The sequence below is a fragment of the Nonomuraea soli genome (genome assembly GCF_013761175.1).
In the GTDB taxonomy this organism is placed as follows: Bacteria; Actinomycetota; Actinomycetes; order Streptosporangiales; family Streptosporangiaceae; genus Nonomuraea; species Nonomuraea soli.
Genome location: NZ_JACDUR010000009.1, coordinates 117,881 through 130,282, shown reverse-complemented (window position 1 = coordinate 130,282; position 12,402 = coordinate 117,881). Strand labels below are relative to the sequence as shown.

The window sequence follows — 12,402 nt, the reverse complement described above, 5'->3', positions numbered from 1 at the left end:
GTAGAACATCCCGATCCGGTGGGACGGCGGGCCCTGCGCGCGGCCCTATACGCGGCCTGTACGGCGGCATGGAGAACCTCTTGCCAGAGTCGCGCCCGACTGGCAGCATCGCTGCGACACAGCGCACCGCCGGGGGCACCATGAGGTTCGGAGTGTTGGGGCCGGTCTCGGCGCACATGGGCGAGGAGGCGGTGCCGCTCGGGCCGCCCAAGCGGCGGCTGCTGCTGGCCGTCCTGCTCTGCTCGCCCGGCCGGGCCGTCGACGTCGACCGGCTGGTCGAGGCGCTGTGGACCGACGCCGCACCCGCCTCGGCCGTCGAGAACGTCTACCAGCACGTCTCGCAGCTGCGCCGCGTGCTCGGCTCCGAGACCATCACCGGCAGGGGCCGGCCCGGCTACGTGCTGGCCGTGGATGCGCCGGCGGTCGACGCGCACAGGTTCGCCGAGCAGGCGCAGGCCGGAGCGCAGGCGCTGGCGGCGGGCGACGCGCCGACGGCGAGCCGGATCCTGCGCGAGGCGCTGGCTCTGTGGCGCGGGCCGGCCTTCGGCGACCTGGCCGGCGAGCTGTGCCTGCGCGAAGAGGCCGTGCGGCTGGAGGAGCTGAGGCTGGCGGCACTGGAGGACCGCGTCGAGGCCGATCTGGCGCTCGGGCTGCACGACGACGTCATCGGCGAGCTGACGGCGCTGACCCAGGCCCATCCCTACCGCGAGCGCTACACCGGCCAGCTCATGCTCGCGCTCTACCGGGCGCAACGGCAGAGCGAGGCACTGGAGGCCTACACCCGGGCCAGGCGGCGCCTGACGAAAGAGCTCGGGCTGGAGCCGGGCACCGGCCTGTCGGAGCTGCACGGGCGCATCCTGGCCAGGGATCCCGCGCTGGAGCCGGACCAGGGCCCGAGCAGGCGCAGGCCCGCGCAGCTACCGCGTTCGGTGCCTGACTTCACCGGCCGCCAGGCGGAGATCACCCAGATCCTCGCCAGGCTCGACGAGGAACGCACCGCCGACGGCGTGGTGATCATCACGGCCATCGACGGCATGGCGGGGGTGGGCAAGACGGCGCTGGCCGTACGGGTCGCCCACCGGCTCACCGAGTGGTACCCCGACGGCCAGCTCTTCGTCGACCTGCACGCGCACACCGCGGGGTACCAGGAGACCTGCCCCGCCGAGGCGCTCGCCGTCCTGCTGCGCGCGATCGGTGTCGGCGACGACCGCATCCCGGCCGGGCTCGACGCCCGCTCGGCGTTGTGGCGCAGCGAGCTGGCCGGGCGGCGCATGCTGATCGTGCTCGACAACGCGGTCAGCGCCGAGCAGGTGCGGCCGCTGCTGCCCGGATCCTCCGGCTGCCTCGTGCTGGTGACATCACGGCGCAGGCTGGCCGACCTCGACGGGATCCGGCCGATGGTGCTCGACGTGCTGCCGCCCGCGGAGGCCGCGTCGTTGTTCGCCACGATCGTGGGGGAGCGGGCACGGGCCGAGCCCGAGGCGGTGGCCGAGGCCGTGGAGTTGTGCGGACGGCTGCCGCTCGCGATCCGCCTGGCCGCCGCCAGGCTCGGCAACCGGCCGCAGTGGACGGTCCACAGCCTGGTCGGCCGCCTGCGCGACGAGCGCAGGAGGCTGGCGGAGTTATCGAGCCACGACCGCAGCGTGGAGGCGGCCTTCACCCTGTCGTACCAGCAGCTCGACACCGACCAGCAGCGGCTGTTCCGGCTGCTGGGCCTGACGCCGGGCGTCGAGACCGACGCCTACGCGGTCGCGGCGCTGGCCGATGTGCCCCTGGAGAAGGCCGACCTGCTCCTGGAGGCGCTGCTCGACGCGCAGATGCTGCAGCAGCCCGCTCTGGGCCGCTACACCTTCCACGACCTGATCAGGCAGTTCGCCGCGGAGCGCGCGCAGCTGGAGGAACCCGGTCCCGAGCGGCTGGTGGCCGTGAACCGCGTGCTCGACTACTTCTCCCACACCGCCAGGGTCGGCGCCGACCTGCTCCAGCCCGGCCGCATGCCCCTCGACCTGGGGCTGCGGCGCACACCGGGCGAGGCTCCCGCGCTGAAGAGCGCGGAGGAGGCGACGGCCTGGTTCGCGGAGGAGAAGGCGACGCTGGTGGCGGCGGTCCACCGGGCCGGCACACTCGGCCTGGAGCTGCCCGCCTGGCATCTCACCCGCGACCTGGGCGTCTACGTGATGAAGACCGCCCACCCCGCCGACGTCCTGGAGCTGGAGGAGGCGGCGGTGTCGCTCGCGCGCCGGTTGCCCGACCGGCGCCTGCTCGCCCTGAGCCTCCTCAACCTGTCCTCCAGCCTGTCGCACAGCGGTGACCTGCCTCGCGCCGTCGAGCTGACCGAGCAGGCGGGCGTGGTCGCAGAAGAGCTCGGCGACGAGCGCCTCACCTGGTCGTCCAGGAGGTTCCTGGCCTCGCTCCACCAGCGGGTGGGGCGTTTCCCCGAGGCCGAGGCGGGTTTCGCGCGGGCGGTCGAGTGGGCGCGCGGGGCAGGGGAGCGCTACACCGAGGCCGTCGTCATGGCCTTTCACGGTGACGTGCTCACGCTCCTCGGCCGGGAGCGGGAGGCTCTGCGGGTGCTGGAAGGAGCGCTGGAGCTCGCCACGGAACTGGATCACACCGACGCCGTGATCCAGGCCGCCACCAGCGCCGCCCGCGCCGCCATCGCCCTCGGCGAGCTCTCCAGGGCGGGCGCCTGCGTGGAGCTCGCCGTCGAGGGTGCGCGCGTGGCGGGCATGCGGGCCAGGGAGGTGACCGCGCTGCAGGCCCGTGCCGAACTCCTGCGGGTGTCGGGCCGCCAGGAGGAGGCCCTGGCCTGCGTACGGCACGCCTACGACATGGCTGTCGAGCTGGAGTACGACAAGCTGGAGTGCGAGGTCAGGGTGGAGTACGGCGACCTCCTGCGGCACGGCGGCCACCTGTGGGAGGCCCGTGCCCACTACGAGGCGGCGCTGGCGCTGGCCGAGCCGCGAGGCGACAGGTACGAGCAGACCAGGGCGCTCGACGGGCTGGCCCGCATCCACCACGCCCTGGGCGAGCACGAGCAGGCGGACCGCCACTGGGCGCGCGCCCTGCCCATGGCGGAGGACATGGGTCTCCCGCTCGCCGTCCATATCAGGTCGTATCGCTCCGTATAGGGCGCGTATAGCCGGCCGGGGGATCGTTGATCACCACAGATCCCCCGATTGGAGACGCATGAGTCGACTGGCTCGTACGGCTGTCGCCGTCACGATGACGGCGTTCGCCTTCACCGCGGTGCCGAGCGCCGCTCACGCCGACCCGCTTCCCCCGATCTTCGTGGGAGCGAAGCAGGCGTGGACGTACGTTTCGCTGACCAGGCCCCGGCAGTCGTTCTGGAACAGCACGGAGGACGCCAGGGTCGGCAGGTTCGACCGGGCCTTCTTCCGGCTCGACACCTCAGGTGTGACGGGCGCGCGTATCCTGGACGCGGCCCTGTACGTCCAGCGGAACGCCGGCGAGTGCACGCCGGTGGAGCTGTGGCTGACCGGAGAGATCACCGAGTCGACCACCTGGCTGCGCCAGCCGTCGTGGATCGAGAAGCTGGGTGTGTCGAGCTGCTCCGGTACGACCACCGTCACCTGGAAGGTCGCCGCGGCCGTCACGAAGGCGGCCGCCGCGGGCACGCGGCACCTCACCTTCGGACTGCGCGCCGCCGACCCGCGCGACGTCCAGGAGTTCGAGATGCACAAGTACCTGAGCCCGGGGCTGAGCATCTCGTTCAACAACCCGCCGGCCAAGCCCGCGGGGATGCGGATCGAGCCGGGTGACAACTGCTACTTCTGGCCCGCGCCGTGCGTGCCCACCGGCTACCAGCCCACCGCGACGCCCACGCTGGCCGCCGACATGAGCGACGGCGACACCGCGGGCACCGGGCCGCAGCAGATCTGGGGCCGCTTCCAGTGGCGGCCGGTCGGCGGCGAGCTCCTGGGCGAGGCGACCAGCGAGCCTTCGAGTCAGCACCACGTCCCGGCACGCCTGACCGTGCCCGAGGGCGGTCTGGCCGACGGCGGACGTTACGAGTGGCGAGTGAGGTCGGAGGACGGCTTCGACACCAGCGGCTGGAGCGAGTGGGCGGCCTTCGGCGTCGACACCACGCCGCCCGGCCATGAGCCCTCGGTGACCAGCGACACCTACCCGGAGGAGGAGTGGAGCGGCGGCGTGGGTGTCCGGGGCGACATCGTGCTGGCGCCCAACGGGGCGGACGAGGTCGCCGGCTACTTCTACACCCTGTACTCGTCCGATCCGACGTACGCCTATGTGCCCGCCGCGGCCGACGGCACGGCGGTCATCCCGTTCACTCCTTCCGCCGCCGGTCCGCACCGGCTCGAGGTGAAGAGCGTCGACCGGGCCGGATCGCCCGGTCCCGAGCGCACCTACCTCTTCTACGTCCGGTGACCGCAAGGCCCGCCACCACCGCAGGGGCGTGGTGGCGGGCCTTGTCCCCGCTATCGGGCCGCTGTCGGCTCTCCTGCCGGGAGGCCGAGCTCGGCCGTCGGCACCCGATGGGTCTCACGCGCCGTCGCCACCGCGACGGCGCTGATTGCGCACAGGATCGCGGTGAAGACCGCCACTCCCGTCCAGCCGTGGAGCCCGAGCCATCCCGCGGGGGTGACGATGCCGGCGGCCGAGGCGACCGCGAACCCGGCGACGGCGAAGCCGATCTGGGTGCCGATGGCCGTGCCGGACAGCCGTACCCGGGTGGTGAACATCTCGCCGTAGAGCGAGGGCCAGATGCCGTTCGAGGCGCTGTAGACGACGCCCAGCGTCAGGATGCCGACGAGGAAGATCAGCGGGTAGTTCTTGGAGTTGATCGCGGCCAGGTACAGGAAGATCATGATCGGGCTGCCGACGGCCCCGATGAGGAACACCGGCCTGCGGCCGATCCGGTCGGAGAGCCTGGCCCACATCGGCAGGGCGATCAGGGCGACCGCGTTCGCGGCGACGCTGACCCACAGCATGGTGGCCTTGTCGAGGCCGATCTCGTCGCTGGTGGCGTAGTTGAGCGCCCACACGGTGAAGATGGTGCTCACCGTGGCGATCAGCGCGGCGCAGATCACGCGCAGCACGCTCCGCCAGTGATCACGGAAGAGCACGACCAGCGGCAGCCTGGGGACGGTGCCCTGGGCCTTCTCCGCCTCGAAGGCCGGGGTCTCGTCGAGCTTGCGCCTGATGACCCACCCGGCCACGGCCACGGCGACGCTGAGCCAGAACGGCACCCGCCAGCCCCAGCTGAGCAACTGCTCCTCGGGGAGCGCGGCGACCGGGATGAAGACGAAGGTGGCCAGGATCTGGCCGAACTGCGTGCCGTTCAGGGTGAAGCTGGTGTAGTAGCCGCGGCGCTCCTGCGGCGCGTGCTCCAGCGTCATGGAGTTGGCGCTGGCCTGCTCTCCGGCGGCCGACAGGCCCTGCAGCACGCGCAGCAGCACCAGAAGCACCGGCGCCAGGCCGCCGACCTGGTCGCGGGTGGGCAGGCAGCCGATGAGGAAGGTCGAGACGCCCATGAGGATCAGGGTGAAGACCATGATCTTTTTTCGCCCGAAGCGGTCGCCGACGTGGCCCAGGAAGAACGCGCCGACGGGACGGGCCGCGTAGGCGACGCCGAAGCTGGCCAGCGACAGCAGGGTGGCGGTCGCCGGGTCGGAGGCGTCGAAGAAGACCTTGGAGAAGATGAGGGCGGCGGCACTGCCGTAGATGAAGAAGTCGTAGTACTCCAGCGCGCTGCCGATCCAGGCGGCTACCGCGGCCTTGCGTGGTGTCCCGGGGGGTGGGTCGATCACGACGGCTCCTCTGGCCAACTATCTTACGAACTAGATAGTTAATTAACGTGGCTGTCATCGTGGTCGCGGGTTGTGGCGCGTGTCAAGGCCCTCTAGGCAGTTAACGTACTAGTCCGTACATTAGAGCCGTGAACAAGTCGTACCTGATCGGACTGATCGGCTCCGGCATCGGCCCTTCGCTGAGCCCCACCCTGCACGAGGACGAGGCCGCCCACCATGGCCTGCATTACGTCTACCGGCTGCTCGACACCGACGTGCTGGGCGGGGACGTCGGCGAGCTGGTCCGTACGGCCCGGCGCATGGGATACGACGGGCTGAACATCACCCACCCCCACAAACAGGCGGTCATCCCGCATCTCGACGAGCTGTCGCCCGACGCGGCCACCCTGGGCGCCGTCAACACCGTCGTGTTCACCGGCGAGCGCGCGGTGGGCCACAACACCGACTGGACGGGCTTCGCGCAATCCTTCGCCCGCGGCCTGCCCGACGTGCCCACCCGGCGGATCGTCCAGCTCGGCGCCGGAGGCGCGGGCGCGGCGATCGCCCACGCGCTGCTGACGCTCGGAGCCGACCGGCTGACCGTCGTCGACGCCGACCCCGAGCCCGCCGTAAGGCTCGCGGGCGAGCTGGGAGACCGGTTCGGCGCCTCCCGGGTACGGTACGCAGGCCGCGAGGAACTGCCCGAGCTGCTGGGCGAGGCCGACGGCCTGGTCAACACCTCACCGGTCGGCATGGCGCACCACCCAGGCATCCCCGTGCCGGCCGAGCTGCTGCAGGCGCCGTTGTGGGTGGCCGACATCGTCTACCGCCCGCTCGTCACCGAACTGCTCAGCCAGGCCCGCGCGCACGGCTGCAGGACCCTCGACGGCGGCGGCATGGCCGTCTTCCAGGCCGTGCACGCCTTCCGCCTGTTCACAGGACGCGAGCCCGACAGCGAGCGGATGCTCGCCCACTTCAAGGAGATCGTCCATGCGTAAGTCGATCGCCACCGTGTCCGTGTCCGGGACCCTGGTGGACAAGCTGGAGGCGATCGCCGCGGCGGGGTTCGACGGGGTCGAGATCTTCGAGCACGACCTGATCACCTGCCCGCTGCCTCCCGAGGAGGTACGGCGGCGCGCGGCGGACCTGGGCCTGACCATCGACCTCTACCAGCCCTTCCGTGACTTCGAGGCCATGCCGGAGCTCGACCTGCGCCGGGCCGACCGCAAGTTCCGCCTCATGGAGCGTCTCGGGGCCGACCTGCTGCTGGTCTGCTCCAACGTCTCACCCCTGGCGGCCGGGGACGACGATCTGGCGGCCGAGCACCTGCGGCTGCTGGCAGGGCGCGCCGCCGAGCACGGCATCCGCATCGCCTACGAGGCGCTGGCCTGGGGCCGGCACGTCAACGACTACCTGCACTCCTGGCGCATCGTGCGCGCGGCCGACCATCCGAACCTGGGCGTCTGCCTGGACAGCTTCCACATCCTGTCGCGCGGCTCCGACCCGATCGGCATCGAGGCGATACCCGGTGACAAGATCTTCTTCCTGCAGCTGGCCGACGCGCCGCTGCTGGCCATGGACGTGCTGCAATGGAGCCGCCACCACCGGTGCTTCCCCGGACAGGGCGGCTTCGACCTGCCCGGATTCCTGTCGCATGTGCGCGCCGCCGGATACCGGGGCCCGCTGTCGCTGGAGGTCTTCAACGACCACTTCCGCCAGACCGACGCCCGCCGTACGGCCCTGGACGCCATGCGCTCCCTGATCGCGCTCGAAGGGACGGCGCACGAGGCGGCGGCCCCGTCCGGGTTCGCCTTCGCCGAGCTGACCGGCGGGCTGCGGGACCTGGCCTCCGCGCTCGGCTTCACCCGCACGGGCGTGCACGGCACCAAGCCCGTCGAGTTGTGGGAGCAGGGCGAGGCCCGCCTGCTGCTCCACGCGACCGGGCACGAGGCGGCCCTGACGGCGATCGGCCTGGAGAGCCCGGAGCCCACCGACGCGGTCAAGCGGGCCGAGTCGCTGCTGGCCCCGGTGCTGCCCAGGGTACGGGCACGCGACGAGGCCAAGCTCGACGCGATCGCCGCGCCCGACGGCACGCAGATCTTCTTCTGCCGTACGGCCCAGCCCGGCGGCTGGCTCCAGGACTTCGACCCGGCCAGGGCCGGCTCCCAGGACGTCACCCACATCGACCACATCGCCCTGGCCCAGCCGGTGCACCACTTCGACGAGGCCGAGCTGTTCTACCGCCAGGTGCTCGGCCTGAGCCCGCAGGAGAGCCTGGAGTTCGCCGACCCCTACGGCCTGCTGCGCAGCAAGGCCATGACCGGAGGCGGGACCAGGATGGTGCTCAACGTCGCCCACGCCGCCGGGCAGCCGCCCAGCCAGCACGTCGCCCTGGCCTGCGCCGACCTGCTGAGGCTCGCCCGCAGGCTCCGTGCCGAACACCCCGGGCTGCTGCTGCCGATCCCCGCCAACTACTACGACGACCTGGAGGCCCGCCACGAGGTGGATCCCGAGCTGCGCGAGCTCGGCGTGCTGTACGACCGCGACGAGCACGGGGAGTTCCTGCACCTGTACACGGTCACCGTGGGCAGGGTCTTCTTCGAGCTCGTCCAGCGGTTCGGCGGTTACCAGGGTTACGGCGCGGCCAACGCCCCGGTCCGGCTGGCGGTGCAGCACTCTAGGATGAGCCCGTGACCTTGCCGCAAGCCACTCGCCAGCGCGACGCTGAACGCACCCGGGCGGAGATCCTCGAGGTCGCCCAGCGCGAGTTCGCCCGCAACGGCTACGCGGGTGCGCGGGTCGACGAGATCGCCGCGCTCATGCGCACCACCAAGCGCATGATCTACTACTACTTCGGCAGCAAGGAACGGCTCTACATCGCGGTCCTGGAGAAGGCCTACGCCGAGGTCCGCGAGGTGGAGCGCACCGCCGACGTCGAGCACCTGGCCCCCGTCGAGGCCATCCGCACCCTGGCCGAGCTGACCTTCGACCACCACGACGCGCACCGCGAGTTCATCAAGCTGGTCGCGATCGAGAACATCCACCAGGCCGAGCACATCCGCAAGTCCGAGGTGCTGGCCAACCTCGGCACGCCCGTGCTGGATCTGATCGAGCGCATCCTCGACTCCGGCACGGCCTCGGGCGAGTTCGTCACCGAGGCCGACGCCATCGACGTACACATGATGATCAGCGCGTTCTGCTTCTTCCGCGTCGCCAACCAGCACACCTTCGGGGCCCTGTTCGGGCGCGACATGGCCGCGCCCGAACACCGCGCCCGCCTGCGCCGCATGGTGGGGGAGATGGTCGTGTCCTACCTCAAAGGCCCAGATAGATCCGCCTGACCCGAGGGTCGTGGCGCAGGTCGGCCGAGGTGCCGGTGGCGGCGATCTCGCCGTTCTCCATCACCAGGCAGGTGGTGGTGACCTCGAAGGTGAGCTTGGCGTTCTGCTCCACCAGCACGATGGCCAGGCCGTCGTCGTTGAGGCGCTTGAGCACGGCGGCGATCTCGGCCACGAGGATCGGCGACAGGCCCATCGACGGCTCGTCCAGCAACATCACCTTGGGCCGGCACATCAGCGCCCTGCCCACGGCGAGCATCTGCTGCTGGCCGCCCGACAGGGCCCCGGCCAGCCGGTGCCGCATCTCCTTGAGGACGGGGAACAGCTCGTAGACCTCGTCGATGGGGGTCTGCTTCCACGACGAGGTGTAGGCGCCGAGCAGCAGGTTCTTCTCCACCGGCAGCCCCGGGAAGACGTGCCTGCCCTCGGGCACGTAGCCCAGGCCGTGCCGTACCAGCGTGTGCGGGGCGGCCTTGAGCAGGTCGACCTCGCCGAAGCGCAGGCCGCGGGCCTGGCGGGGGGCCAGGCCCATGACCGCCTTCAGCGTCGAGGTCTTGCCCGCGCCGTTGGCGCCGATGATGCCCAGCGACTGGCCGGGAACCACGGTGAAGCTCACGTCGTGGGCGGCACGGACCCCGCCGTAGTGCACGCTCAGGCCCTCAACCCTCAGCATGTTCGACCTCGCTCTCGGTCGGGGCGGCCATGGAGTCCCCCAGGTAGGCGGCCACCACGTCGGGGTCGACCGCGACCTCGTCGGGCGGGCCGTCGGCGATCACGCGCCCGCTGGAGAGCACGGTCACGTGGTCGCACAACGACATGACCAGGCCCATGTTGTGCTCGATCACCACGACCGTGACCCCGGAGCCGCGGATGGAGCGCACGATCTCGGCGAGCTGGCGCACCTCCTCTCCGTTGAGCCCGGCGGCGGGCTCGTCGAGCAGGAGCAGGGAGGGCGACATGGCCATGGCCCGCGCGATCTCCACGCGCCGCTGGATCCCGTACGGCAACGCGCGCGGGACGGCGTCGGCCACCTCCTGCAGGCCGAACCTGGCGATGATCTCCTCGGCCGACCGGTTCAGCCCGCGCGAGTAGCGGGCCACGGCCCAGGGCGTCGCCAGGTAGCGCCAGATCCACGCGGTGCGGGTGCGGTCGAGGCCGAGCAGGACGTTCTCCCGCACGCTCAGGTCCTCGAACAGCCGCAGGTTCTGGAAGGTGCGGGCCACGCCGCGCAACGACAGCCGGTAGGGCGCCAGGTTCGTCACGTCGCGCCCGTGCAGCCGCACCCGGCCCCTGGTGGGGGAGTAGAAGCCGCTGACCACGTTGAACAGCGTGGTCTTGCCCGAGCCGTTGGGCCCGACGATGCCGCGGATCTGCCCGGCGGGCACCGACAGCGTGATGTCCTCCAGGGCGACCAGGCCCCTGAACCGCTTGGTGACGCCCTCGACCTCCAGCACGGTGCCCTCGTCCGCGGCGGCCGTGCCGTACTCCTGGAAGGGGCCGAGCCTGGCCCGGCCGCCCGCCTTGCGCCGGGAGAGCAGCCCGGCCAGGCCCTTCGGGAAGAAGACGACCACCAGCACGACGATGACGCCGTAGCCGAGCTGGGCGAAAGCCGACACGTCGAGCAGCGCCTCGCGGACGAAGGCCAGCGCCAGCGCGCCGACCACGCAGCCGACGATGCTGGAGCGCCCGCCGATGATGACCATGGCCAGCAGCAGGAACATGTTGCCGATGCTGAAGGTCTCGGGCGCCACGAAGCGGATGAGCCCGGCGTACAGCACGCCCGCCACGCCGCCGTAGAGGCCGGACAGCACGAACGCGGTCATGCGCAGGAGCGGGATCTCGGCCCCGAGCGCGCCGGCGGCCAGGTCGTCGTCGCGCATGGCCCGCAGCCGGCGGCCGAGCGGCGAGTGGGTGACGAACAGCGCCAGCGCCAGGAAGACCACGAAGACGATCAGCTCGACGTAGTAGAAGAGGTAGGCGCTGGACAGGTCGATGCCGAACATGGGCGGCACCGGGATGTCGCTGATGCCCTCGGCGCGACCGGCGACGTGCGCGTTGGTGACCCAGTTGATGAAGGCCAGCGCCAGGCCGAGGGTGACGATGCCCAGGTAGTGCGACTGCATGCGCAGCGCGGGGATGCCCGCCAGCAGCCCGGCCACCACCGCGGCGACCAGGGCCAGCACCGAGGCGGTCCAGAAGCCGAGCCCGGCCCCGGTGGTCAGGATCGCCACGGCGTAGGCGCCGACGCCGAAGAAGGCGACCTGCGCCAGGTTGATCTGCCCGGCCACGCCCATGGTCAGCCCCAGCCCGATGGCCAGGACGGCGAAGATGATCGCCACGTCGACCACGTGCATCGAGTAGCCGCCCAGGGCGTAGGGCAGCAGCCAGGCCGCGGCGAACGCGGCGATGCCGAGGAGCCATCTCATGCCCGGTTCACCGTCGCCTCCCCGAAGATGCCCATCGGCCGGATCATCACGACCACGGCGAAGACCACGAACGTCACCAGCTCGGAGTACTCCTGGAAGTTGCCCGCCGCGAAGGCGTCGAGCAGCCCGAAGGCCATGCCGCCCACGATGGCTCCCGGCATGCTGCCGAAGCCGCCCAGCATGGCCGCGGCGAAGCCCTTGATGCCGAGCGTGCCGCCCATGGTCGGGTTGACGTAGAGCATGGGCCCGATGAGGCTGCCGGCCACGGCGGCCAGGCACGCGCCGATGGCGAAGGCGGTCGCGTTGCTGCGGCCGACGTGGATGCCGCAGGCGGTGGCCGCCTCGTGGTCCATCGCGACGGCCTGCATGGCCGCGCCCGTCTTGGTGCGCTGCAGGAACAGCGCCAGCAGTGCGGTGGCCAGGGCCGCCACGCCGATCACCAGCAGGCTGTAGGTCGGGATGCGCACCCCGCCGAGGTCGATCGGCTCGGTGGCGACCGGGTTGGGCACGGCGTGCCCGGTGGCTCCCCAGATGAGGATGGCCAGGGCCTCCAGCACGGCGCCGAAACCGATCGTGCCGATCAGCATCAGCGTGAAGTCCTTGTTCTCCAGCGGGCGCAGGAACCGCTCGATGATCAGGCCGATGAGGCCGGTCACCACGATCGCCACCACCATGGCCACCGCGAAGGGCAGCCTGGTGGCCATGTAGAACGTCGATGCGGCGTACGCGCCGATCATCACCACGCTGCCGTGGGCGAAGTTGACCAGGCCCATGGTGCGGTAGACGATCGAGAAGCCCATGGCGACCAGCGCGTACACCGCACCGAACGTGATGCCGCCGATCAGTGTCTGAAGGAGGACCTGCACG

General features: G+C 71.3%; 9 protein-coding genes. 5 read left to right on the top strand and 4 right to left on the bottom strand.

The window, feature by feature from the left end; translation table 11 throughout:
- Nucleotides 1–140: 140 nt before the first annotated feature.
- Nucleotides 141–3,131, top strand: coding sequence for an AfsR/SARP family transcriptional regulator (locus HNR30_RS39670; protein WP_181615334.1), 2,991 nt, complete (start codon nucleotides 141–143; stop codon nucleotides 3,129–3,131).
- Between the two features lie 58 nt (nucleotides 3,132–3,189).
- A complete protein-coding gene (locus tag HNR30_RS39665) occupies nucleotides 3,190–4,410 on the top strand; it encodes a hypothetical protein (protein WP_181615333.1) in 1,221 nt (406 codons plus the stop codon).
- 50 nt (nucleotides 4,411–4,460) lie between these two features.
- On the opposite strand, the gene HNR30_RS39660 is transcribed toward HNR30_RS39665, so the two are convergent.
- A complete protein-coding gene (locus HNR30_RS39660) occupies nucleotides 4,461–5,792 on the bottom strand; it encodes an MFS transporter (RefSeq protein WP_181615332.1) in 1,332 nt (443 codons plus the stop codon).
- Nucleotides 5,793–5,920: 128 nt separating this feature from the next.
- On the opposite strand from HNR30_RS39660, the gene HNR30_RS39655 reads away from it, so the two are divergent.
- Genes HNR30_RS39655 through HNR30_RS39645 form a run of 3 tightly spaced genes read left to right on the top strand, consistent with a single transcriptional unit; the run spans nucleotide 5,921 to nucleotide 9,112 of the window.
- Complete coding sequence (locus HNR30_RS39655) at nucleotides 5,921–6,769, top strand: shikimate dehydrogenase (protein WP_312894981.1); 849 nt, start codon at nucleotides 5,921–5,923, stop codon at nucleotides 6,767–6,769.
- Complete coding sequence (locus tag HNR30_RS39650; RefSeq protein WP_181615331.1) at nucleotides 6,762–8,465, top strand: sugar phosphate isomerase/epimerase and 4-hydroxyphenylpyruvate domain-containing protein; 1,704 nt, start codon at nucleotides 6,762–6,764, stop codon at nucleotides 8,463–8,465. Before HNR30_RS39655 ends, HNR30_RS39650 begins: the two co-directional genes overlap by 8 nt.
- Nucleotides 8,462–9,112 carry a TetR/AcrR family transcriptional regulator gene (locus HNR30_RS39645; RefSeq protein WP_181615330.1) on the top strand — a complete coding sequence of 217 codons (651 nt, stop codon included), beginning with the start codon at nucleotides 8,462–8,464 and terminating at the stop codon, nucleotides 9,110–9,112. Before HNR30_RS39650 ends, HNR30_RS39645 begins: the two co-directional genes overlap by 4 nt.
- On the opposite strand, the gene HNR30_RS39640 is transcribed toward HNR30_RS39645, so the two are convergent.
- Genes HNR30_RS39640 through HNR30_RS39630 form a run of 3 tightly spaced genes read right to left on the bottom strand, consistent with a single transcriptional unit; the run spans nucleotide 9,087 to nucleotide 12,401 of the window.
- Nucleotides 9,087–9,782, bottom strand: coding sequence for an ABC transporter ATP-binding protein (locus tag HNR30_RS39640; RefSeq protein WP_181615329.1), 696 nt, complete (start codon nucleotides 9,780–9,782; stop codon nucleotides 9,087–9,089). The genes HNR30_RS39645 and HNR30_RS39640 overlap by 26 nt on opposite strands.
- A complete protein-coding gene (locus HNR30_RS39635; RefSeq protein ID WP_181615328.1) occupies nucleotides 9,769–11,535 on the bottom strand; it encodes a branched-chain amino acid ABC transporter ATP-binding protein/permease in 1,767 nt (588 codons plus the stop codon). Before HNR30_RS39635 ends, HNR30_RS39640 begins: the two co-directional genes overlap by 14 nt.
- Nucleotides 11,532–12,401, bottom strand: a complete 870-nt coding sequence (locus HNR30_RS39630; RefSeq protein ID WP_181615327.1) for a branched-chain amino acid ABC transporter permease — start codon at nucleotides 12,399–12,401, stop codon at nucleotides 11,532–11,534. The genes HNR30_RS39635 and HNR30_RS39630 overlap by 4 nt, the downstream gene beginning before the upstream one ends.
- Nucleotide 12,402 lies beyond the last annotated feature (1 nt).